Origin of the sequence: Oceanicella sp. SM1341, from assembly GCF_003448965.1 — a bacterium.
In the GTDB taxonomy this organism is placed as follows: domain Bacteria; phylum Pseudomonadota; class Alphaproteobacteria; order Rhodobacterales; family Rhodobacteraceae; genus Paroceanicella.
In genome coordinates this window covers 57,918-80,358 of sequence record NZ_QRGC01000018.1, presented here as the reverse complement: position 1 = coordinate 80,358, position 22,441 = coordinate 57,918, and the positions used below count along the sequence as shown (strand labels likewise).

General features: G+C 72.7%; 22 protein-coding genes. 7 read left to right on the top strand and 15 right to left on the bottom strand.

Annotation, left to right across the window (positions count from 1 at the left end; translation table 11 throughout):
• The first annotated feature begins 5 nt into the window (after positions 1–5).
• A complete protein-coding gene (locus D3P35_RS16295) occupies positions 6–896 on the top strand; it encodes an esterase-like activity of phytase family protein (RefSeq protein WP_157982177.1) in 891 nt (296 codons plus the stop codon).
• 484 nt (positions 897–1,380) lie between these two features.
• Here the strand turns inward: D3P35_RS16295 and D3P35_RS16290 are convergent, their stop codons facing one another.
• Positions 1,381–2,196, bottom strand: coding sequence for an LOG family protein (locus tag D3P35_RS16290; RefSeq protein WP_118135805.1), 816 nt, complete (start codon positions 2,194–2,196; stop codon positions 1,381–1,383).
• 105 nt (positions 2,197–2,301) lie between these two features.
• On the opposite strand from D3P35_RS16290, the gene dapD reads away from it, so the two are divergent.
• From dapD to dapE, 3 genes are all read left to right on the top strand, one after another.
• A complete protein-coding gene (gene dapD / locus D3P35_RS16285) occupies positions 2,302–3,132 on the top strand; it encodes a 2,3,4,5-tetrahydropyridine-2,6-dicarboxylate N-succinyltransferase (RefSeq protein WP_118135804.1) in 831 nt (276 codons plus the stop codon).
• Positions 3,133–3,232: 100 nt separating this feature from the next.
• Positions 3,233–3,562 carry a hypothetical protein gene (locus D3P35_RS16280; RefSeq protein WP_118135803.1) on the top strand — a complete coding sequence of 110 codons (330 nt, stop codon included), beginning with the start codon at positions 3,233–3,235 and terminating at the stop codon, positions 3,560–3,562.
• A gap of 666 nt (positions 3,563–4,228) precedes the next feature.
• A complete protein-coding gene (gene dapE / locus D3P35_RS16275) occupies positions 4,229–5,374 on the top strand; it encodes a succinyl-diaminopimelate desuccinylase (protein WP_118135802.1) in 1,146 nt (381 codons plus the stop codon).
• On the opposite strand, the gene D3P35_RS16270 is transcribed toward dapE, so the two are convergent.
• Positions 5,359–6,084, bottom strand: a complete 726-nt coding sequence (locus D3P35_RS16270) for a cobalt-precorrin-6A reductase (RefSeq protein WP_118135801.1) — start codon at positions 6,082–6,084, stop codon at positions 5,359–5,361. The two genes, dapE and D3P35_RS16270, sit on opposite strands and share 16 nt — an antisense overlap.
• Complete coding sequence (locus D3P35_RS16265; protein WP_118135800.1) at positions 6,081–7,115, bottom strand: cobalt-precorrin-5B (C(1))-methyltransferase; 1,035 nt, start codon at positions 7,113–7,115, stop codon at positions 6,081–6,083. The genes D3P35_RS16270 and D3P35_RS16265 overlap by 4 nt, the downstream gene beginning before the upstream one ends.
• 77 nt (positions 7,116–7,192) lie before the next feature.
• Here D3P35_RS16265 and cobA point away from each other — a divergent pair, with 77 nt between their 5' ends.
• A complete protein-coding gene (gene cobA / locus D3P35_RS16260) occupies positions 7,193–8,053 on the top strand; it encodes a uroporphyrinogen-III C-methyltransferase (protein ID WP_118135799.1) in 861 nt (286 codons plus the stop codon).
• Complete coding sequence (locus D3P35_RS16255) at positions 8,050–9,345, top strand: cobyrinate a,c-diamide synthase (RefSeq protein ID WP_118135798.1); 1,296 nt, start codon at positions 8,050–8,052, stop codon at positions 9,343–9,345. The genes cobA and D3P35_RS16255 overlap by 4 nt, the downstream gene beginning before the upstream one ends.
• A 458-nt stretch (positions 9,346–9,803) precedes the next feature.
• Here D3P35_RS16255 and D3P35_RS16250 read toward each other — a convergent pair whose 3' ends face one another.
• The gene (locus D3P35_RS16250) at positions 9,804–10,469 is read right to left on the bottom strand and encodes a hypothetical protein (RefSeq protein WP_118135797.1); all 666 of its coding nucleotides are present in this window, start codon (positions 10,467–10,469) and stop codon (positions 9,804–9,806) included.
• Between the two features lie 513 nt (positions 10,470–10,982).
• On the opposite strand from D3P35_RS16250, the gene D3P35_RS16245 reads away from it, so the two are divergent.
• The gene (locus tag D3P35_RS16245) at positions 10,983–11,924 is read left to right on the top strand and encodes a CPBP family intramembrane glutamic endopeptidase (protein ID WP_198670654.1); all 942 of its coding nucleotides are present in this window, start codon (positions 10,983–10,985) and stop codon (positions 11,922–11,924) included.
• A 70-nt stretch (positions 11,925–11,994) separates the two neighbouring features.
• Here the strand turns inward: D3P35_RS16245 and D3P35_RS16240 are convergent, their stop codons facing one another.
• The 11 genes from D3P35_RS16240 to D3P35_RS16190 all read right to left on the bottom strand — a co-directional run bounded on the left by D3P35_RS16240 (position 11,995) and on the right by D3P35_RS16190 (position 22,374).
• Complete coding sequence (locus D3P35_RS16240; RefSeq protein ID WP_232830522.1) at positions 11,995–12,513, bottom strand: gluconokinase; 519 nt, start codon at positions 12,511–12,513, stop codon at positions 11,995–11,997.
• Positions 12,500–13,258: an SDR family oxidoreductase gene (locus D3P35_RS16235; RefSeq protein WP_118135795.1), complete on the bottom strand. Its 759-nt coding sequence runs from the start codon at positions 13,256–13,258 to the stop codon at positions 12,500–12,502. Before D3P35_RS16235 ends, D3P35_RS16240 begins: the two co-directional genes overlap by 14 nt.
• 238 nt (positions 13,259–13,496) lie before the next feature.
• Complete coding sequence (locus D3P35_RS16230) at positions 13,497–13,919, bottom strand: organic hydroperoxide resistance protein (protein ID WP_118135794.1); 423 nt, start codon at positions 13,917–13,919, stop codon at positions 13,497–13,499.
• A 181-nt stretch (positions 13,920–14,100) separates the two neighbouring features.
• Positions 14,101–15,135 (bottom strand): extracellular solute-binding protein, encoded by a 1,035-nt coding sequence (locus D3P35_RS16225; RefSeq protein WP_118135793.1) that lies wholly within the window; start codon positions 15,133–15,135, stop codon positions 14,101–14,103.
• Positions 15,136–15,163: 28 nt separating this feature from the next.
• Positions 15,164–15,967 carry an ABC transporter permease gene (locus D3P35_RS16220; RefSeq protein WP_118135792.1) on the bottom strand — a complete coding sequence of 268 codons (804 nt, stop codon included), beginning with the start codon at positions 15,965–15,967 and terminating at the stop codon, positions 15,164–15,166.
• A complete protein-coding gene (locus D3P35_RS16215) occupies positions 15,960–16,892 on the bottom strand; it encodes an ABC transporter permease (protein ID WP_118135791.1) in 933 nt (310 codons plus the stop codon). The genes D3P35_RS16220 and D3P35_RS16215 overlap by 8 nt, the downstream gene beginning before the upstream one ends.
• Positions 16,892–18,004 carry an ABC transporter ATP-binding protein gene (locus D3P35_RS16210; protein ID WP_118135790.1) on the bottom strand — a complete coding sequence of 371 codons (1,113 nt, stop codon included), beginning with the start codon at positions 18,002–18,004 and terminating at the stop codon, positions 16,892–16,894. The genes D3P35_RS16215 and D3P35_RS16210 overlap by 1 nt, the downstream gene beginning before the upstream one ends.
• 96 nt (positions 18,005–18,100) lie before the next feature.
• On the bottom strand, positions 18,101–19,558 hold the full coding sequence (locus D3P35_RS16205) for an amidase (RefSeq protein WP_118135789.1): 1,458 nt from the start codon (positions 19,556–19,558) through the stop codon (positions 18,101–18,103).
• Positions 19,558–20,328, bottom strand: coding sequence for an ABC transporter permease (locus tag D3P35_RS16200; protein ID WP_118135788.1), 771 nt, complete (start codon positions 20,326–20,328; stop codon positions 19,558–19,560). The genes D3P35_RS16205 and D3P35_RS16200 overlap by 1 nt, the downstream gene beginning before the upstream one ends.
• 253 nt (positions 20,329–20,581) lie before the next feature.
• Entirely contained in the window at positions 20,582–21,370 is a 789-nt protein-coding gene (locus D3P35_RS16195; RefSeq protein WP_118135787.1) for an ABC transporter ATP-binding protein, read from the bottom strand.
• A complete protein-coding gene (locus tag D3P35_RS16190) occupies positions 21,370–22,374 on the bottom strand; it encodes an ABC transporter substrate-binding protein (RefSeq protein WP_118135786.1) in 1,005 nt (334 codons plus the stop codon). The genes D3P35_RS16195 and D3P35_RS16190 overlap by 1 nt, the downstream gene beginning before the upstream one ends.
• Positions 22,375–22,441: the final 67 nt, after the last annotated feature.

Sequence of the window (22,441 nt, the reverse complement as noted above, 5' to 3'; positions counted from 1 at the left end):
GCGTGTTGTCCCGGCTTCCCCGTACCTGTGCCGCGCTGACGGTCGCGGCCCTGCTCGCCGCGGCGCCTGCCGTGCGGGCCGAGCCACGCCTGCAGGAGCTCTCGCGCCTCGTGCTGCGCAACGCGGACGCGCGTTTCGGCGGGCTCTCGGGCCTCGCCGTGCGCTCCGACGGCAATGCCTGGATGGCGCTGGGCGACCGCGGCATCCTGGTGCGCGGCGCCATCCTGCGCGAGGGCGAGCGCATGACCGGCGCGACGGTGGAGACCATCGCCCCCGTGCTCGACACGAAGGGCCAGCCGGTGACCGGCCAGCTCGCCGATTCCGAGGGGCTGACGATGGACGGCTCCGGCGGCTGGTACGTCTCCTTCGAGGGGCGCGCGCGCATCTGGCACTACGCGGGGCCCGGGGCGCCGGCCACCGCCGTGCCCCCCGCCGCCGCCTTCGGCCGGCTGCAGACCAATTCCGGGCTGGAGGCGCTGGCGGGCGATGCCTCCGCGCTCTACGCCATCCCCGAACGCTCGGGCAAGATGGAGCGCCCCTTCCCGGTCTACCGCTTCCGCGACGGCACCTGGGACGAGGTGCTGAAGGTGCCGCGGCGCGGGGCCTACCTCGTCACCGGCGCCGACATCGGCCCGGACGGGCGGCTCTACGTGCTCGAGCGCGACTTCGCCTTCATCGGCTTCCGCAGCCGGGTGCGCAGCTTCATGCTGGGCGAGGACGCGCTCACCGACGAGCGCGAGCTGATGGAGAGCAGCCTCGGCGAGTACGACAATCTCGAGGGCATTTCGACCTGGGCCACCGCGACGGGCCAGGTGCGGGTGCTCCTCGTGGCCGACGACAACCTCTCCCTGCTGCAGGAAACCGAGCTCATCGAGTTCGCCCTGGTGGACGAGTAGCGCCCCCCGGGGGGGAACGCCTGCCTCGCCGAGGGGGCTACGCCCCCGCAGCTCCGCAGGCGTGGCGAAGGCCTCTCCGGGCCTCCGCCGCTCGCGTCACCGTGGCTGCCGGCTCCGGGCGGCGTGGCGGCCGGGCGGACCCGCAGGGGATGCGCCGCGGCCGGGCACCGGGACTGAAACCGCCCCTTCCCCCGCCACGCAGAGGGCCACGCCCGGCCCCGGGCGGGCGCATCTGCGCCTGCGATGAGCGCTCTGTCCCGAAGCCCCGGACGAGAACCGAACCACGACCGACATTCCCGTCGCGCCCTCCCGGGGGGGAGAGGCGGGCGGAAGGGCTGAGCCGGGGGCCGGTCGCCGCGAAGGCGCGCCCGCAGACACCCCGCACCGGCGGAGGGCCGGAGAGCCCTTCGCCGCGCCCGCCGAGCTGCGGGGGCCGCGAGGCCCCCTCGGCGAGGCGGGCGCTCCCCCCCGGAGCGGGGCGGGGTCAGGTCCCGGGGCGGACGATCTCCCAGGCCTCCTCGGCCGTCTCCACGAAATGGAACAGCCGAAGGTCGTCCTGCGAGATGGTGCCGGCATCGGCCAGCGCCTCCCAGTTCACGATCCGCTCCCAGAACTCGCGGCCGAAGAGCAGGATGGGCAGCGGCTCCATCCGGCCGGTCTGCACCAGCGTGAGGGTCTCGAACAGCTCGTCGAGCGTGCCGAACCCGCCGGGGAACACCGCCACCGCCTGCGCCCGCAGCAGGAAATGCATCTTGCGGATGCCGAAGTAGTGGAAGTTGAAGCTCAGCTCCGGGGTCACGTGGCGGTTCGGCGCCTGCTCGTGCGGCAGCACGATGCCGAGGCCGATGGAGACACCCCCCGCCTCCTCCGCGCCGAGGTTGCCGGCCTCCATCACGCCGGGGCCTCCCCCGGTCACCACGACATGGGTGCCGTCGCCGCGGCGCAGGCACTCCTCGGTGCACAGCCGGGCGAAGCGCCGGGCCTCCTCGTAGAAGCGCGACAGGCCGCCCAGCGTCTCGGTGCGGGCCCCCTCCGGCCGGGAGGGGATGCGCGCGCCGCCGAACATCACCACCGTGCCGGTGATGCCGCGCTCCTGCAGGGTAAGCTCGGGCTTCAGCAGCTCGAGCTGCAGGCGCACCGGGCGCAGGTCCTCGCGGGCGAGGAAATCGCCGTCGCGAAAGGCGAGGCGGTAGGAGGGTGAGCGGGTCTGCGGCGTGTCCTCGACATGGCCCGCGCGGCGCAGGTCCTCGTCGGCGGTGGGAAGATGGCCGTGGCTGCGGCCGGGCCTGGCGTCGCTCATTCTGCGCTCCTCGGGTGGTCATGCCCTGCCCCCGGCAATTGCGCCGGGGCGGGAACCGCACTATAGCGGGCCAAAGGATACGACCAGTAAAAAAGGACCGCCGCGATGGAATACGCCGATCTCGAACGGGCGATCGAAACTGCCTGGGACACGCGCGAGAAGATCAACCCCGCCACGAAGGGCGAGGCCCGCGAGGCGGTGGAGAGCACCCTCGCCGCCCTCGACAAGGGCGAGCTGCGCGTGGCCGAGCGCGGCACCGACGGCAGCTGGACCGTGAACCAGTGGGCGAAGAAGGCGGTTCTGCTGGGCTTCCGGCTCAACGACATGGTCACCATCCCCGGCGGGCCCGCCGGCGCCACCTGGTGGGACAAGGTCGCCTCCAAGTTCGAGGGCTGGGGCGACAACCAGTGGCGCGAGGCCGGCTTCCGCGCCGTGCCCGGCGCCATCGTGCGGCACTCGGCCCATATCGCCCCCGGCGTTGTGCTGATGCCCTCCTTCGTGAACCTCGGCGCCTATGTCGACTCGGGCACCATGGTCGACACCTGGGCCACCGTGGGCTCCTGCGCGCAGATCGGGCGCAACGTGCACCTCTCGGGCGGCGTCGGCATCGGCGGCGTGCTCGAGCCGCTGCAGGCCGGCCCGGTGATCATCGAGGACAACTGCTTCATCGGCGCCCGCTCCGAGGTGGTCGAGGGCTGCATCGTCCGCGAGGGCTCGGTGCTGGGCATGGGCGTGTTCCTCGGCCAGTCCACCAAGATCGTCGACCGCGAAAGCGGCCGCGTCTTCTACGGCGAGGTGCCGCCCTACTCCGTGGTGGTCGCCGGCTCCATGCCCTCCGAGAAGGGCGGCCCGAACCTCTACTGCGCGGTGATCGTGAAGCGGGTCGACGAGAAGACCCGCTCGAAGACCTCGATCAACGACCTGCTGCGCGACTGACGCGCCCCCGGGCGGAGCGTGACGCTCCGCCCCCACAGGCAGGGCGCCCGCGCGGCGCCCTGCATCGCAACGCCCGCGCCGCCCGCCCCGGAGAGCCCCGATGCCCAAGCCCGACAGCCGCCAGAAGGTCTACACCCTGCTCGTCGAGGTGGGCCGCAGCGCCGATGACGGCCTGCCCGACGGCTCCACCGGCGCCGCCCTGATGTGCTATGCCTCCGGCGTGGACGAGGCCGAGGCGGTGCGCGAGACGGTGAATGTCCTGCGCCAGGCCGACCTCTCGCCCCTCGAGGTCTCCGGCTACGGCACCCTCGAGGAACGCCTCGAGGAGGGCCACGACATCCCCGACGAGGAACGCGCCCTCATGGACCGCGCCCTGGCCGAGAACGCCGTGATCATCGCCCAGATGACCCCGTTCTACGACGAGGACTGACCCCGCCCGCCACCCCGCCGCGCAGGCCGGAAAGCTGCAAGGCACCTGCTGCCCCGTCACCAATGTCGCGGCACCGCCGCGCGGCACGCGCGGCCCGGCCCAAACCGCAGGAGACGCGCCCGCAAGGGCGGGTCGACGGAGGACGGGAGAGCCCCCGTCCGGTTCTCCCGCGGCACGCGGGCCGGGGGGCTCCCGTGCCGGGATCACCTGTCGGTGTCCCCGCCTTTGGGCCGCGCCGGGCGCTGCGCACCCGGCAGGCGGGCCCGGCCGACTGGTGCCGCTCCCCCCCCCTTTCGCAGCGCCCGCCCGGCTCACCCCTCCCGCCCGGGCGACCAGCCCGGGCCGCGCCCGACCCTCCCCCCCGGGGGGGCGCGATGGCGATGTCGCGCACCGCACAGCCTTCGTCCGGGGCTTGCACGATAAACCGCTGACCACATGCGTTACTCGCGCCCACCCAGGGTCGGGCGCGTCCCTCCGTGCGGAACCCGGGCGTTGCGAGCACCCGCGCGGGATGGGTACGGCTGCTACAGGCTCCCGTCGGGGAGCCGCCTCAGCGCACCGGCAGCCGCGCTGCCGCCGCCCCCCCCCCTCTCCCGGGGGCTTGTGCGCGGGCGCGAAACGCGGCAGGAACGGGGCCGTTCCCCGCAATGCCGAGAGCCCGATCCCATGCCCACCGATCCCGTACGCCTCACCGCCGACCTCATCCGCTGCCCCTCCGTCACGCCGGAGGAGGGCGGCGCACTGGTGCTGCTGGAGGAGGTGCTCACCCTCGGCGGCTTCACCTGCACCCGGGTCGACCGCGGCGGCGTGTCGAACCTCTTCGCCCGCTGGGGCGCGCAGGGCAACGCCCGCACCTTCGGCTTCAACGGCCATACCGACGTGGTGCCGGTGGGCAACGCGGAGGACTGGACGGTCGACCCGTTCGGCGGCGTGGAGAAGGACGGCCGCATCTGGGGCCGCGGCGCCTGCGACATGAAATCCGGCGTGGCCGCCTTCGTCGCCGCCGCGATCGACTTCGTCGCCGCCACCCCGCCGGACGGTGCCATCGTGCTCGCCATCACCGGCGACGAGGAAGGCCCCGGCCGCGACGGCACCCGCGCCCTGCTCGACTGGATGGCCGAGCACGGCGAGCGCATGGACCATTGCCTCGTCGGCGAGCCCACCTGCCCCGAGCGCATGGGCGAGATGATGAAGATCGGCCGCCGCGGCTCGATGACCGGCTTCATCACCGCCACCGGCGTGCAGGGCCACGCCGCCTACCCGCACCGGGCGAAGAACCCCCTGCCCGCCCTCGCGAAGCTCATCGACCGGCTGGCGAGCCATGAGCTCGACACCGGCACCGGGCATTTCGACGCCTCCACCCTCGCCGTCACCACCATCGACACCGGCAACCCGGCGAACAACGTCATCCCCGCCCGCGGCCGCGCCACGGTGAACATCCGCTTCAACGACGCCCATTCCTCCGCCAGCCTCGCCGACTGGCTGCGCGCCGAGGCCGCCGCCGTGGCCGCCGAGACCGGCATCGCCATCGACATCCGCATCGAGGTCTCGGGCGAGAGCTTCCTCACCCCGCCGGGCCTGCTCTCCGACCTGATCGCCGACGCGGCCGAGGCCGTCACCGGCCTGCGCCCCGAGCTCTCCACCTCTGGCGGCACCTCGGACGCGCGCTTCATCAAGGACCATTGCCCGGTCACCGAGTTCGGCCTCGTGGGCCAGAGCATGCACCAGACCGACGAGCATGCCGAGGTGGCGCAGATCCGCCAGCTCAAGGACATCTACCGCCGCATCCTCGCGGGCTACTTCGCCGCCTGAGCCGCGATCCAGGCCAGCGCCGGGCCCACCGCCTCCACCCGGGGCGGGGCGGGCTCGGGCGGCGGCGGCCGGTCGATCATCACCACCCGGAGGCCGAGGGAAGCGGCGGCGTCGAGCTTCTCGCGCGCGCCGCCCGAGTTGCGCGTCACCAGCCAGCCGACGCGATGCGCCTGCATCAGCGCCCGCTCGGCCGCGAGCGCGAACGGCGGCCGCCCGGTCACCCGCAGCCCCTGCGCGAGCGGAAACGCCCCCTCCTCCGCCCCCCGGGCGAGAAACCAGCAATCCGCCCGCCCGGCGAAGGCGCCGAGGCTCTGCGCCCCGGTGCTGAGGAAGACGCGCGCGCCCGGCGGCAGCGCGGCCGCCGCGGCCTCCAGGTCAGGCACATGCAGCCAGCCCGGCTCCGGCGCCCAGCCCGGCCGCTCGAGCCGCAGCAGCGGCAGGCCGGTCGCCAGCACTGCCCGCACGGCGTTCCCCGACATCCGTGCCGCGAAGGGATGCGTGGCATCGACCAGCGCGTCGAACCCGCCCTCGCGCAGCGCCTGCGCCAGCCCCTCCGCCCCGCCGAACCCGCCGACCCGCAACCGCCCCGCCAGCGCCGCCGGCCGGGCGGTGAGCCCGGCGAGCGAGACGGTCACGTCATGCCCCGCCGTCACGGCTGCCGCCGCCAGCGCCCGGGCCTCGGCGGTACCGGCGAGGAGAAGCAGCCTCACGCCCGGCCCACGATGGTGCCCGCGCGGTCGATCACCACGGTGTCGACCGCGATGCCGGTGCCGGCAAGCAGCGCCTCGGCCCGCGCCCGCGCCGCGGCCGCCACCGCGGCGCCAAGGGCGGGGCCGCAGCGCTCCAGCGCCTCGAGGGCGGTGTTCACCCCCTCGAGCGGCTGGCCCGCGAGCCGGCCAAGTGCGGCCATGTCGACCTGCGAGCGGCCGGAGTGCAGGTCGGTCGCGCCCTGTGCGAGCTTGGCCATCTTGCCGATGCCGCCGCCGATGGTGAGCCGGGCCACGGGGTGGCGCGCGAGGTATTTCAGCAGCCCGCCGGCGAAATCGCCCATGTCGAGCATCGCGTGGTCTGGCAGCCCGTGCAGCCCCTGCACCACCCGCTCCGAGGTGGCCCCGGTGCAGCCCGCGACATGGGTGAGGCCGGCGGCCCGCGCCACGTCCACCCCGCGGTGGATGGAGGCGATCCAGGCCGCGCAGGAGAAGGGGCGCACGATGCCCGTGGTGCCCAGCACCGAGAGCCCGCCGGCGATGCCCAGGCGCGGATTCCAGGTCTTGGCCGCCAGCGCCGCGCCGCCGGGGATGGAGAGGGTGATCTCCACGTCGCGCCCCGGCGCGTCCTCGGCCACCACCTGCGCCATCATCTGCCGCGGCACGGGGTTGATCGCGGGCTCGCCCACCGGCACCGGCAGGCCGGGGCGGGTGACCATGCCCACGCCCTCGCCGGCGCGGAAGCTCACGCCGCTGCCCGGGGGCCCGAAGCGCAGCCGGGCGCGGATGAGCGCGCCATGGGTCACGTCGGGGTCGTCGCCCGCGTCCTTCACCACGCCGGCCTCGGCCCAGCCGGGGCCCGAGGCGGTCTCGGCCAGCGCGAAGACCGGAGTTTCGCCGCGCGGCAGGGTGATGGTGACCTGCGCAGGAAAGCCGCGGCCCATGAGGGCGGAGAGCGCCGCCCGCGTGGCGGCGGTGGCGCAGGCGCCCGTGGTCCAGCCCCGGCGCAATTCCCCTTGCGGCTTGCGTGTCATGGCGGCGACTATAGGCCCCGCCCCGCGGCGCGCCAACGGGCCTTTCGCGGTTCGGATCAGGCAGATATGAAGGCGACATGAACAGCACCCCCATCTCCCTGCCGCGCAACGCGGACTGGCCCGAACTGCTGCCCGGCTGGGTCTGGCTCGTGGGCGCCGGCCCCGGCGACCCCGGCCTCGTCACACTCCACGCGCTCAACGCCCTGCGCCAGGCCGACGTGGTGGTCTACGACGCGCTGGTCGACGAGCGCATCCTCGACTGGGCCGCGCCCGGCACCGAGCTGATCTTCGCCGGCAAGCGCGGCGGCAAGCCCTCGGCGAAGCAGCGCGACATCTCGCTGTCGCTGGTCGAGCTTGCCCGCGCCGGGCGGCGGGTGCTGCGCCTGAAGGGGGGCGACCCCTTCGTGTTCGGCCGCGGCGGCGAGGAGGCCCAGACCCTCGTGCAGCACGGCGTGCCGGTGCGCATCGTGCCGGGCATCTCGGCGGGCATCGGCGGGCTGGCCTATGCCGGCATCCCGGTCACCCACCGCGACGTGAACCAGGCGGTCACCTTCCTCACCGGGCACGACCAGACCGGCGAGACCCCCACCTCGCTGGACTGGGAGGCCATCGCCCGCGGCAGCCAGGTGGTGGTGATGTACATGGCGATGAAACACCTCGGGAAAATCGCCGAGCGCTTCATCGCGGCAGGCCGGTCGGCAGACGAGCCGGTGGCCATCGTCACCCGCGCCACCTCGCCCGACCAGGACGTGCTGGAGACCACGCTGGGCCGCGCCGCGGCCGAGGCGGAGGCCGCCGGTGTCGTGCCCCCCGCCATCATCTGCATCGGCCGCGCCGTGCTCCTGCGCCAGGCGCTGGACTGGATGGGCCAGGCCGCCGGCATCGCCCCCCGCTCGACCGACCCGCTGGGCCGTGGCAAGCCGGCCGAGCAGGCGTGAGCCAGGCCCGCGGGCTCGTTCTGGCCGCCCCTGCCTCGGGCAGCGGCAAGACCACGCTCACCCTGGGCCTGCTGCGCGCCCTCGCGCGCGAGGGCCTGGCGGTGCGGTCGGCCAAGAGCGGGCCGGACTACATCGACCCCGCCTTCCACGCCGCCGCCACGGGCCATCCTTGCGTCTCGCTCGACGCCTGGGCGATGGCGCCCGCGCGCCTGCGCGCCCTCGCCGCGCGCCAGGGCGGCAAGCTGCTGGTGGTGGAGGGGGCGATGGGCCTGTTCGATGGCGCCCCGCCGGAGGGGCGCGGCTCGACCGCCGATCTCGCGCAGGCCCTCGGCCTGCCGGTGGTGCTGGTGATCGACGCCGCCCGGCAGGGCCAGTCGGTCGCGGCGCTGGCGGAGGGGTTCGCCCGCCACCGGCCCGGCCTCGCCTTCGCCGGCGTGGTGCTCAACCGCGTGGGCTCGCCGCGCCATGAGCGGATGCTGCGCGACGCCCTCGCCCGCAGCGGCCTTCCCGTGTTCGGCGCCCTGCCGCGGGATCCGGAGCTGGAGCTGCCCTCGCGCCATCTCGGCCTCGTGCAGGCGGCCGAACACCCCGCCCTGCAGGCCTTCCTCGAACGCGCCGCGGACCAGGTGTCCGCAGCGCTCGACCTCCCCGCCCTGCGGGCTGCCGCCCGGCCGCTGGCCGGGCCCGGCCCGGGCGGTTCCGGCCTCAGCCCGCCGGGCCAGCGCGTGGCCGTCGCCGCTGACGCGGCCTTCGCCTTCGCCTATGCCCACCAGCTCGAAGACTGGCGCGCCGCGGGGGCCGAGATCATGCCCTTCTCGCCCCTCGCCGACGAGGCCCCCGCCGCCTGTGCCGACGCGATCTTCCTGCCCGGCGGCTACCCGGAGCTGCACGCCGCACGCCTCGCCGCCGCCGGCAGCTTCCGCGCCGGCATGCAGCGGGCCATGGCGGCCGGCACCCGGATCGAGGGCGAATGCGGCGGCTACATGGTGCTGGGCGACGGGCTGGAGGATGCCGAGGGCGGGCGCCATGCCATGCTGGGCCTGCTGCGGCTGGAGACGAGCTTCGCCCGGCGCCGGCTGCACCTGGGCTACCGTCGCCTCCTGCCCCGCCCCGGCGCGCCGCGGCGCGGCGCCCTCGCCGGGCACGAGTTCCACTACGCCTCCACACTGCGCGCCGCGGGAACCCCGCTCTTCGATGCGGAAGACGCCGAGGGCGCGCCGCTGGGCCCCGCCGGCCTGCGCGAAGGCGCCGTCTCCGGTTCCTTCGCGCATGTGATCGACGCGGCAGAATAAGGGGCAGGCCCCGCGAGGGCGCCCGACACACGCGGGCACAGGGCACAGGGCACAGGGCACAGGGCACAGGGCACAGGGCACCTGCGCTACCTCGCTCCAACGCGCAAACCCCTCATCGCTCCGAACTGTGCGCGAAGGGCCGCGCCCGACCCCGGGTGGGCGCAACACCGCCTGTTGTCAGCGATTTATCTCGAAAGCTCCGGACGACGGCCGTGCGGGAGATGACATCGCCATCGCGCCCTCCCGGGGGGAGGGTCGGGCGCGGCCCGGGCTGGCCGCCCGGGCGGAAGGGCTGAGCTGCACCCCGCTTTGCCGACCGCCGCACAGGCGCGGCGGCGAGGGTCTTTTCGCCGGGTGCCACGCGGGCGAAGGCCCGCCAGGGTCTTCGCCACGCGCGCCAAGCTGCGGGGGCCGCAAGGCCCCCCCGGCGCGGCGCGCGTCCCCCCGCGGCTGCCGGTTCAGCGGTCGGTGGGCCCGGCCGGGGCGGCCGGCGCGGGTTGCACGGTGGTCTCGGTCGGGCTCGCCGCGGCGGCGATGCCCGCCTCGACCAGCGCCGGCCGGTTCGCCTCGCGCAGACCGGCGATGAAGCGGCGCAGCAGCGAGAGCATCTGCCGGTCATCCGACGGCCGGTCGCGGAACGTGCTCACCGAGACGCTCACCATCCGGTCGTTGAGCTCGAGGAAGGCCCGCCAGAAGCGCGGCGCCGAGATCGGGATCACCTGCGCGCCGCTGTCCTCGACGAGCAGCAGCAGCGCATCGTTCTCGCGGTAGGATTCGAGGATCTGCAGCCGCTCCGTCTCGCCCCCGCGCCCGACCAGCGCCAGCCCCCGGTCGGAGCCGAGGAACTCCTCCAGCGCATCGAGCGAGGCACCATGCGGCTCCTGCGCGCGGAACAGCGGCGCATAGGATACGGACGCGGTGAGCAGGCCGCCCGGCGGCAGGTCGTCGGCGTCGATGGCCGCGGCGGCCGGGGTGGCGCATTCGCCCATGAGGGTGAACACCACCTGCTCCGCGGTCTGAACCGAGTCGCGCATCACGCAGTATCCCTCCGGCGGCACCAGGCTCACCGAGCGCCCCTCGGCGCTCACCAGCACCTCGTCGCGCGTGGCACGGCGGACCTGCATGCCCGTGTCCACCGAAACGGCGGGCGGCGTGCAGGCGGCGAGCGTTGCGGCAAGCAGAATGCCCGGAGCCAGAGTACGGCCAATCATCAATGTCCTCCCGATCGGGTCAGGTTCGTCGCAGGCGGCCGGGTCCGGGGGTGTGCCGCGGGCGGGAAAGCGGGCCGCCTGCGGCCAGGCAGGGCGCGGGGCGCCCGTGACGCCCGCCGCCTGCCCGGGCCACGACCGCGGCCCGGATGTTCCGCCCGTGCACCGCAGCGCGGGAACTGCGCGGGCGGCACCGGTCGGGGCAGGTCTATGCGAGCGGGCGGCCGAGCACAAGCGCCCAGGCACCCCGGTTGACGGCAACTTGACTGGCCCGGCCGCGCACGGGAAACTGCCGCGCGGGGGGGCAGCCAGCCGCCTCCCGCCGCCGCGCCAGGGCAGCCGCATCCCGTCCCGGCGGCGCGGATGGCCCGGCCTTCCCGCCACCCCCCCGGGCGCCGCCGCCGCGCCGCCCGCTTTCCGGACCAGCCGATGCCCGACGCCCCGGGGCCCCGCCCCCGCTCCTTTCCCGGCCTGCCCGGGCTCATCCGCCCCGCCCTGCCCCGACGCGCGCTCTGGCGCAGCATCGCGGGCACCTGCCTGCTCGGCGCCGGGCTGATGGCGGTCAGCGCCGGCACCGGCGTTCTGGCGGCCCGCGCCATCGGCATGGAGGCGCCCCCCGAGGGCACGCTGCCGCCGCTGGCGCAGATCTTCATCCTCGCCGGCTACCTGTTCACCTGGCCGCTGCTCTGGCTCACGCTGCGCCTGTTCCACCGCCGTCCGGTCACCAGCCTGCTGGGGCGCGGCCCGCTCTGGCCGGACTACCTGCGCGGCCTGGGGCTGGCGGCGGGTTTCGCGCTGGCCGGCGCGCTCATGGTGCTCGCCAGCGCCGGACCGCCCGAACCCGTTCCCGGCGCGCCGCTCGCGCTCATCGCCCTCGCCGTGCCGCTGCTCTTCGTGCAGACCGCGGCCGAGGAGATGGTCTTCCGCGGCTACCTGCTGCAGCAGATGGCGGCGCACTTCCGCAGCCCGCTCGCCTGGGCGGTGCTGCCCTCGGTCCTGTTCGGGGTGCTGCATTTCAACCCGTTCGGCGGGCTCATGGAGGGCGCGCTCGTGGTGTTCTGGGCCGCGGGGCTGGGGCTGGTGCTCGCCCTCATCACCGCGCGCACCGGACGGCTCTCGGCGGCGATGGGCATCCATTTCGTCAACAACGTGGTGGCGCTGCTGCTGGTGGGCGAGCGCGACGCGATGCTGGGCCTCGCGCACTGGGCCTGGCCGCAGGTGCCGGTGGGGCCGGCGAGCTTCGTGCTGGTGCCCGTCGGGCTCTGGCTCTTCGGCCTCGCCTGCTGGAAGGCCCTGCCCGTGCCCCCGCCAGACGCAGGGCCGCCGCAGGCGGCATCGGCGGGAGAGGCGGAGCCGCGACCGGGCGGATGAGCCGCCACCGGGCGCGGCCCGGGCCGCGCGGAGCCCCGAGAGGCCCCGCGCGGGATCTTCGGCGGGGTCTTCAGGAGGCCGGCTTCGGGAAGGCGGCGAGCAGCGTGGCGCGCACCTCGTCCTTCGGCGGCTCGGTGTCGATGGTCACCACGTTCTCGTCGGCCTGCGGCGTCTCGAGGGTGGCGAACTGGCTCTCGACCAGCGAGGCCGGCATGTAATGCCCCTTGCGGTGGCCGACGCGCGAGAAGATCACCTCCTTGGAGGCGGTGAGATGCACGAAGCACACCGGCTCGCCCGCCGCATCGCGCAGCCGGTCGCGGTAGACCCGGCGCAGCGCCGAGCAGGCCACGATGACCGGGCCCTCGCGGCTGGCCATCTCGCCCCCCAGGATGTCGAGCCAGGGCCAGCGGTCCTCGTCGGTGAGCGGGATGCCATGCGCCATCTTCTCGACATTCGCCTCCGGGTGGAAGTCGTCGCCGTCGAGGAACACGCCGCCGAGATGCTCGGCCAGGTTCTCGCCCGCCGTGGACTTGCCGCAGCCGGACACGCCCATCACGATCACCAGGCGTTTCGGTTCAAAGTGAGACACTGATCCCTCCGTCGACAAAGAGCGTGTGGCCGTTCACGAAGGACGCGCCGGGCCCGGCGAGGAACACGCAGGCGGCCTGCAGCTCCTCCACCTCGCCCCAGCGCCCCGCCGGGGTGCGCTTCGCGAGCCAGGCGGTGAACTCGGGGTCCTCGACCAGCGCCTTGTTGAGCGGCGTGGCGAAGTAGCCCGGGGCGATGGCGTTGATCTGCAGCCCGTGGCGGGCCCAGTCGGTCGCCATGCCCTTGGTGAGATTGCCCACCGCGCCCTTGGTGGCGGTGTAGGGCGCGATGCCGGGCCGCGCGAGGGCGGTCTGCACCGAGGCGATGTTGATGATCTTGCCGGCGCCGCGGCCGATCATGTGGCGCGCGCAGGCCTGGCCCGCGTTGAACACCGAGGAGATGTTGGCGGCGAGGATGCGTTCGAAATTGGCGGCGGAGAACTCCTCCAGCGGGCCGCGGATCTGGATGCCGGCGTTGTTCACCAGGATGTCGATCGGGCCGGTTTCGGCCTCGAACCCGTCCACCGCGGCGCGCACGGCGGCATGGTCGGTCACGTCGAACGCGAGGGTGAGCGCGCCGGGAAGGCCCTCGGCGGCGGCGGCGAGCTTCGCGGTGTCACGGCCGTTGAGGATCGGGGTCGCGCCCGCGCCCGCCAGCCCGTGTGCCAGCGCCAGGCCGATCCCCTGGCTCGATCCGGTGACGAGGGCACGCTTGCCCGTGAGGTCGAAAAGGGGGTTTGGGGGCATGCGGTGGTCTCCGTATCGGTCGGGTCTGCGTCTGGATCTCGGGGGCGCTCACGGGCCGCGCCGGCCGGGGCGGAAGCCGGGGCAAGGCGGGGCGGGTTCGCGTCGGGCGACACACTGGCCCATCGGCCCGGCAGGGGCAAGCCCGCGCCCCGCCCCAGCCGCGCCGCGCCGGGCGCGCGGGCGCCGGAAGCGGTGCGGGAGGGGCCGGCGGCACTGCCGCTGCCGGGCGAAGGGGGGGTCAGAGCACGTTGAGGCGCACCTGCGTGTCGTTCAGCAGGGCGTAGCTGTAGGGGCACACGGCATGCGCCTCCTCCACCAGGTCCTCGGCCTGGTCCTTGTTCATGCCCGGGATGTCGACGCCCAGGGTGACTTCCAGGCCGAAGCCCTGCTCGTCGTCGCGCGGGCCCACGCTCACGCTCGCCGTCACGGCGGCGGTGTCGGGCAGCTTGACCTTGGCCTTCGAGGCCACGTTCTTCAGCGCGCTGAGGAAACAGGCCGCGTAGCCGGCGGCGAAGAGCTGCTCGGGGTTGGTTCCGGCTGCACCGTCGCCGCCCAGTTCCTTCGGCATCGCCAGCGTCACGTCCAGGGCACCGTCCTCGGAGGTCGCCTGGCCGGTCCGACCACCGGTGGCCGTTGCGCGCGTGGTGTATAGAACCTTCATCTCTCTCTCCATTTCGTCCCGCCCCGCGAGGAGGCAGCCCTGTCGATCTAGTGCTCGGCGCGGGCGCCGCCAAGGGCGCGGGCGCCGAAGGCACGGCGGGCGGAGAGAGCGGGCCGTGCCCGCTCGCGGGCACGGTACGAAACGCGGGCCGCCGCGCGGCGGGCGGCGGCCCGCGGGGGGCTTACTTCTGCAGGTCGGTCCAGATCGCGGTGTAGAGCTTCTGCGCGTCGGAGGGGCAGGTCGGCAGGAAGGTGCCGGCTTCCCTGAACTCCTCGGGCACGTTCACCTCCGGCGCGTCCTTCATGTCATCGGGCAGGAATTCCTGCGAGCCGGTGATGCCGTTGGCGTAGCGCGCGAAGGCCGAGATCATCGCGGCGTTCTCGGGCTCCATGATGAAGTTCATGAACAGCTTAGCGTTCTCGACGTTCTGCGCGTCGGAGAGGATGGCGACCGAGTCCATCCACACCGGGTAGCCTTCCTTCGGGTAGCCGTAGACCACGTCGGGGTTGTTGAGGCGGATGCGGAAGGAGGAGCCGTTCCAGTTCACGCTGGCCGCCACGTCGTTGGCCGACATCTTGTCGGTCATGCCGTAGTCCATCGACATCCACTTGGGCTTCGCTTCCACCAGGGTGTCGCGCACCTTCCTGAGCAGTTCCCTGTCCTCGGTGCAGGGCTCGCCGCCGGCATACATGATGGCCAGCGCCATCACGTCGTTCATCTCGGGCACCACGTTCACCTTGCCCACCAGCTCCTCCGGCGGGTCGAGGAAGATGGCGGAGGTGTTCACGTCGCCGTCGTAGACGGAGGTGTTCACCGAGACGCCGGTGGTGCCCCACTGCCAGGGCACGGTGTAGTGGCGGCCGGGGTCCCAGGGCACGTCCACCCACTCGGGCGCGACGTTCTTGAAGTTCTCCATCTCGTCGGGCCGGGCCTCCATCAGCAGGCCCTTCTCCACGAAGATCGGCACGTAGTTGGCCGAGGGCACCACGATGTCGAACCCGTGGCCGCCGGCCTCGATCTTGGTCAGCGCGGTGGTGTTGGAATCGTAATCCGTCACCGTGACGTCGATGTCGTATTCCTTCTCGAACTTCTCGATCAGCTCGGGGCTGGTGTAGTTGCCCCAGTTGTAGATCTGCAGCTCGCCCTCGGCATGGGCGATGCCGGCACTGGCCAGCAGCGTGGCCGTGAGCAGCGTGGCGCGGGTGGTGGTTTTCATCTCGAAACTCCCTGTTGGTTACCCGTGTTCAGTTGCGTTTGCGGTTGAGGAAGAAGAACGCCGTGAGCAGCAGCACCGTGAGCGCCAGCAGCGCGGTGGAGATGGCGTTCACCTCCGGGGAGATGGCGCGGCGGAGCTGGCCCAGCATGTAGGTGGGCAGCGTGTCCTGCCCCGCCGATTTCACGAACTCGGTGATGACCACGTCATCGAGCGAGATCACGAAGGCGAGCATCGCCCCCGCCACGATGCCCGGCGCCATCAGCGGCAGGGTGATGTGGCGGAAGGTGGCGAAGGGCGTGGCGTAGAGGTCGGCCGCCGCGCGCTCCAGGCTCAGGTCCATGCCCTCCAGCCGCGCCCGGATGGGCAGGTAGGCGAAGGGCACGCAGAAGGCGGCATGCGCCGCGATCAGGTAGGCAAGCCCGGTGTAGCCGGTGGCCACCTTGATCATGGCAAAGAAGATCAGCAGCGCCACGGCGGTGACGATCTCGGGCACCATGAGCGGCTGGTTGATGAGCGTGTAGATGGTCATCCGCCCCGGGAAGGGCCCGGTGCGCGTGGTGCCGAGTGCTGCGAGCGTGGCGAGCACGGTGGCGATGGCCGCCGCACTGGCCGCCACCACCAGCGAGCGGATCGCCGCCTCCTGCACCGCCACGTTGTCCCAGGCCACCGCGTACCAGCGCAGCGACAGCCCCTCCCACAGCGCCACCGAGGAGCCGGCGTTGAACGAGTAGACCACCAGCGTCACGATCGGCGCGTAGAGGATGACGAAACAGGTGATGGCGATGGCCGCCATGCCCGGCAGGCGGCGGACTTCGAAGGTGCGGTCAGCCATGCGGGTCCTCCCGGTTGGCGGCGCGCACGTAGAAGACGAGGGCGCAGGCGACGATGATGAGCAGCGTGATGGAGAGCGCCGCCCCCAGCGGCCAGTTCCGCCCCTGGCCGAACTGCAGCTCGATGAGGTTGCCCAGCATCATGTTGTTGCCGCCGCCCAGCACGCGCGGCGTCACGTAGGCGCCCAGCGAGGGCACGAAGACGAGGATCGAGCCCGCCACGATGCCCGGTTTCACGATGGGCAGCACGATGAGGCGCAGGATGTCGAGCCGCGAGGCGTAGAGGTCGTATCCCGCCTCCACCAGCCGGAAGTCGAAGCGCTCCATCGAGGCGTAGATCGGCAGCACCATCAGCGGCAGGTATACGTAGGCCATGCCCAGCAGCACCGAGCCGTAGGTGTAGAGCATCTGCAGCGGCTGGTCGATGATCCCGAGGTTGAGCAGCACCGTGTTCACGATGCCCTCGTTGCGGATCACCTCCATGATGGCGAAGGTGCGGATCAGCAGGTTGGTCCAGAACGGGATGGTGATGAGGAACAGCCACAGCGGGCGCTGGCGCTCCGGCCGGGTGGCGATGAAATAGGCGGTGGGAAAGCCGAAGATCAGCGTGATGAGCGTGGTGAGCAGCGACAGCGAGGCCGAGCGCCAGAAGATCGACAGATGCGCCTGCGCGAGGCTCACCGTGTCATCGAAGATGTCGCGGGTGAAGAGCACCTCGAACCAGCCCTGGCCCGAGAGCTCCCACACCACGCCGGAATATTCCCCCGGCGCCACGAAGGAATAGGCGAGCACGATCAGCAGCGGGCCGAAGGCCGCGAAGGTGAGCAGGATGAGCGCGGGCGTGGAGAGCAGCCAGCTCGCGCGGATGCGGGCGCTGCGCGCGGCCTGCTCCTCTGGCGAGCGGGTGCGGAGAGAGGGGCGCGCCATCAGTCGTGCAGCGCCTGGAGGGCATCGGCCTGAGGGCGGGCGCCGATCGGCTCGCCCACGCGGAAGGCATGCTCGGCGGTGCGGGCGTTCTGCACCCGGGCGATGAGCGGCGTGCCGTCGGTGAGCGTGATGTGGAAATGCGTGTCGGTGCCGAAATAGACCGTGTCCTTCAGCACGCCCTGCAAGGCACCCGCCGCCCCCGCCGCCTCGAGGCGGAGCTGCTCGGGGCGCAGCGCCATGGTCAGCGCCGGGCCTTCCACCCCCTCGGGCAGCGCGGCGGAGATCTCCACCCCGCAGACCGCGAGCCGGGCGCGCGGCCCGGCGGTGGAGATCACCTGCGCGGGCAGGAAGTTGGTGTCGCCGATGAAGCTCGCGACGAACCGGTCGGCCGGGCGGTCGTAGATCTCGCGCGGGCCGCCCACCTGCAGCACCTTGCCCTCCGACATCACCGCGATGCGGTCGGACATGGTGAGCGCCTCCTCCTGGTCATGGGTGACGAAGATGAAGGTGATGCCGGTCTCGCCCTGCAGGCGCTTGAGCTCGATCTGCATCTCCTTGCGCAGCTTGAGGTCGAGCGCGGAGAGCGGCTCGTCGAGCAGCAGCACCCTCGGCCGGGGCGCCAGCGCGCGCGCGAGCGCCACGCGCTGCTGCTGGCCGCCGGAGATGTTGGAGGTGCGCCGGTCCTTCAGGTGCTCCATCTTCACCAGCCGCAGCATGCGCTCCACCGTGTCGGCCACTTCGGCCTTCGGCTTGCCCAGCCGCTGCAGGCCGAAGGCGATGTTCTGCGCCACGGTCAGATGCGGGAACAGCGCGTAGGACTGGAAGACCGTGTTCACCGGCCGCTTGTAGGGCGGCAGGTTGGAGATGTTCTTCCCCTCCAGCAGGATATGCCCGGCCGAGGGCTGCTCGAACCCGGCGATGAGCCGCAGCAGCGTGGTCTTGCCGCAGCCCGAGGGGCCCAGCAGCGTGAAGAACTCGTTTTCCCGGATGCTGAGCGAAACGGCGTCGAGCGCCTGGAACGCGTCGTCTCCCTCTCCGAAGATCTTCGTCACCCGGCGGGCCTCGATGGCCGGCAGCGGGGAAGTCGTGTCGGTCGGCGCTGGAGCCTGCATGTGTCACCCTCGTTCCCGTCCCGGGCGCGGGAGCCGCCCGGGGCATGGTCTTCCTGTGCGAGCGCCCCGCTCCCGGGGGCGTGCCCTGGCCTCCTCTCAGGGCTGGTAGCGGTTGGCGGCGGGCGGCCGGCGGTGAAACCAGGGCCGCGCCGCCTCGATCTCGGCACAGAGCGCCATCAGCAAGGTGTCCTCGCCGAAGGGCGCGGCAAGGTGCACCCCCACCGGCAGGCCGTTTTCGCTCCAGTGCAGCGGCAGCGAGGCCGCGGGCTGGCCGGTGGCGTTGAAGGCTGCGGTGAAGGGCGAATAGGGAAACACGCCCTGCGGCCCGTTCCGATATTCGGCAAAGTCTTCCGAGCGGTGGCGGAAGCGGCCCACCTCGGCCGGCGGCTCGGCCAGCGTGGCGGTGAGCAGCACGTCGTAGGTGGTGAAGAACTGCGCCATCTCGCGGCCGTAGTCGTGGATGGCCTCCACCGCGGCGAGATAGTCCGGCCCGGTGAGCCCGGCCGCCCAGGCCAGCGCGCCGCGCGCCACCGGCTCGATGTCGTCCTCGCGCAGGGTGCGGCCGCGCTTGGCCAGCGCCTCGCGGATCCACAGCGCCGTGCCGCAGCCCACGATCACCGTCCAGGCCTTCATCATCCGCAGGGTGCTCGCCTCGGGCCGGGCTTCCTCCACGTGGTGGCCGAGGGTTTCCAGCAGCTTGGCCGCGTCGGCCACCGCGGTGGCGCATTCGGGGTGGATCGGCTCGCCGGTGAGCGAGGTGGGGCACACCGCCACGCGCAGCCGCCCGGAGGGGCGGGAGAGCGCGTCCATGAAGGTGCCCTTCAGCGGCGGCGCCACGTAGGGCGCGCCGAGGTCGGGGCCCGAGCAGGCATCGAGCAGCGCCGCCGTGTCGCGCACCGAGCGGGTGAGGAAACCGTCGATCGCCATGCCGGCCCAGCCCTCGCCGGAAAACGGCCCGTCGGGCAGGCGCGCGCGGGTGGCCTTGAAGCCGAAGAGCCCGCAGGAGGAGGCCGGGATGCGCACCGAGCCACCGCCGTCCGAGCCATGCGCCATCGGCACGATGCCCGCCGCCACCGCCGCCGCCGCCCCGCCCGAGGAGCCGCCGGAGGTGTGGTCGAGGTTCCAGGGGTTGCGCGTGGGGCCGCCGTAGACGGCCGCCTCCGTCACCGGGCCCACGCCGCCCTCGGGCGAGGTGGTGCGCCCGAAGGTCACGAGGCCGGTGGCCTTCAGCCGGGTGTAGAGCTCGCTGTCGCCCGGGTAGACCGTGTCGGCCAGCAGGCGCGACCCGTTGTTGGCCGGAAAGTCCACCGCCTCGGCGCCGAGATCCTTGAGCAGGAAGGGCACGCCGGCGAAGCTGCCCTCGGGCAGCCCGTCGCCGATATGGCGGCGCGCGGTCTCCGGCCTGAGCTGGGTGAGGCAGGTGAGGGCTGGGTCGAGGGCCTCGGCCCGCGCCAGCGCCTCGTCGAGCAGCTCGTCGGGCGTGACCTGCCCCGCGGCGACCAGCGCGGCAAGGCCGAGCCCGTCATGATCTTCGTATGCCTGTGAAATGGACATCAGCGATTGAACCCGGATCTCTGTGCCCAGCCGGTCATGCGTTTCTCGAGCCAGGCCATCAGCGCGTACATGCCGATACCCTCCACCGCGAGCGCGATGAGACAGGCGAAGACCAGGGGCACTTCAAAATTCGCCTGCGCCGTCAACATCATGTGCCCCAGCCCCGCGTTGGCCGCAACCGTCTCGGAGAGAACCGAGCCGATGAAGGCCAGCGTGATCGCCACCTTGAGCGACCCGAAGAAGAACGGCAGCGAGCGCGGAATGCCCACTTTCGTCATGATGTCGAACTTCTTCGCGCCGAGGGCACGCAGCACATCCTCCATTTCCGGCTCGATGGTGGCAAGCCCCGTGGCCACATTCACCACGATGGGAAAGAAGGAGATCAGGAAGGCGGTGAGCACGGCCGGCAGCCAGCCGGTGCCGAACCACAGCACCAGGATGGGCACCACCGCCACCTTGGGGATGGAGTTGAAGCCGATCATCAGCGGGTAGAGCCCGGCGTAGATGCGCCGGTCCCAGCCGATGAAGAGCCCGAGCCCCAGCCCGAAGACGATGGCGAGACCGAAGCCCGCCGCCGTGGTCCAGAGCGTCTGCAGCGAGTTGCGCCAGAGCCCGCCGGCAAATTCGCCCGCCGCGTAGGCCACCGCCGTGGGCGCGGGCAGGATGTAATAGGGCACGCCCAGCAGGCGCACCGCCGCCTCCCAGATCAGGAAGAGGCCGATGGTGCAGAGCCAGGGGGCGGCCTTCACCCAGTCGATGCGCGCGGCCATCAGCGCTCCTCCCCCTCGTCGCGATGCGCCCAGAGCGGTGCCGGCCGGCGCGAGCGGTTGTGCGGGGCAAGCGGTGCCGGCCGGGCCGGCGCCTCCTCCGGCGCGGCCTGGCGCACGGCCCCCTTGTGGGATCGGAACCCGGCAGAGCGGCCTCCCCCCGCCTCCGGCCCGGGCACCCCGCTGCCCCGGGCCTGACCCGGGGCCTCGCCCCGCGCGCCCCCGGCCCCCGGCGCCTTCCCGGTCGGGCCGCGCCTCATGCCCGTGCCTCCGCGATATGCCCGCGCAGCTCGTGCACGATCTCCGAGAACTCCGGCGTGTAGGTCACCGAGATGTCGCGCGGCCGCGGCATGGGCACGTCGCGCACCGCGATCACCCGCCCCGGCCGCGCCGACATCACGAAGATCCGGTCGGCGAGGAACACCGCCTCGCGCAGATCATGCGTCACCAGGATGGCGGTGAAGCGCTTCTCGGCGTGCAGGTCGCGCATCACGCACCACAGTTCCTCGCGGGTGAAGGCGTCGAGCGCACCGAAGGGCTCGTCGAGCATCACCAGCCGCGGCTCGTGGATCAGCGCGCGGCACAGCGAGGCGCGCTGCTGCATGCCGCCCGAGAGCTGCCAGGGATACTTGCCCCCCTGCCCCGCCAGCCCCACCGTGGCGAGCAGCGCCTCGGCCCGGGCACGGTACTCGGCGCGGTTGCGCCGCAGCCGGCTCCGGTGCGGCTGCACCACCTCGAGCGGCAGCAGCACGTTGTCGCGCGTGAGCCGCCAGGGCAGCATCACCGGGTTCTGGAACGCCATGCCGGCCACCGAGACCGGCCCCTTCACCGGCGCCCCCGCCACCGAGACCCGCCCGGTGGTGGGGAAATGCAGGCCCGTGGCGAGCCGCATCAGCGAGGATTTCCCGCAGCCCGACGGCCCCACCACCGCCACGAAGGCGCCCTCCTCCACCGAGAGGTTCAGCCCCTCGACCGCGAGCGTGCCCTCCTCCGCGCCCTGCGCACGGTAGCGCAGCGAGACGTCCTCGATCTCGACGAAACCCATCAGGGAACGGCGCGCTCGGCGGGCTCGGGCAGGAAGGAGGCGTCAAACACCTCCTCCGCCGCGGGGCGGGCGGTGAAGTCGTAGGTGTCGGCGATCTGGTCGATCGAGCGCTCGAGCCGCGCCATGTCGACCCCGCCGAGCCCGTTGGCCATCACCTCTTCGGTGAAGATGTTCTGCGCCAGCGCCATCTGCAGCCGCTCCAGCTCCACCGGCTCGCGCGCCACGTCGTTGTGCGCGATCACGTATTTCACCGCCGCCTCGGGGTCGGCCCGGGTTTCGAGGAAGCCCTTCACGGTGGCGCGCAGGAAGGCCTTCACCGCGTCCGGGTTCTCCGCCGCGAAATCGGGGTTCACCAGGATCACGTTGCCGTAGAGGTCGAGCCCGTGATCGGCCATCAGGATGGTGGAGATGTCCTCCTCCGGCACGCCGTTGGCCTTGAGGTTGATGAAGGAGGAGAAGGAGAAGCCGGTGATCGCGTCCACCTTGCCCTGGGCCAGCATCGGCTCGCGCACCGGGAAGCCGACGTTCTCGATGGTCACCTTCTCCGCGTCGATGCCGTTGGCCTTCACGAAGGCCTTCCACTGGGCATAGGCGCCGTCGGGCGCCGGGGCTCCGAGGGTCTTGCCCTCCAGGTCCTTCGGCGCGCTCACGCCGAGCGACTTGCGCCCCACGATGGCAAAGGGCGGCTTGTTGTAGATCATGAAGATCGCCGTAACCTTCATGTCCGGGTTCTGGTCGCGGAACTTGATCAGCGAATTGATGTCGGAGGCGCCGAACTGGTAGGTGCCCGAGGCCACGCGCGGGATCGCCTCGAGCGAGCCGTTGCCGGTGTCCATGGTCACGTCCAGCCCCTCGTCGGCGTAATAGCCCTTGTCGAGGGCGAGGAGCAGCGGCGCGGCCGGCCCCTCCCATTTCCAGTCGTTGGAAAAGCTCACGGCGGTATCGGCAAGCGCACCGCCGGCGGCCAGCATGGCTGCGGCCGCGAGGCTGAGGATCTGTTTCATGTCGGTCTTCCCTGTCGGACCCGGTCTTTTTTGGCGCCCCCGGCAGCGAGGAGCGTCCGTAAACTCA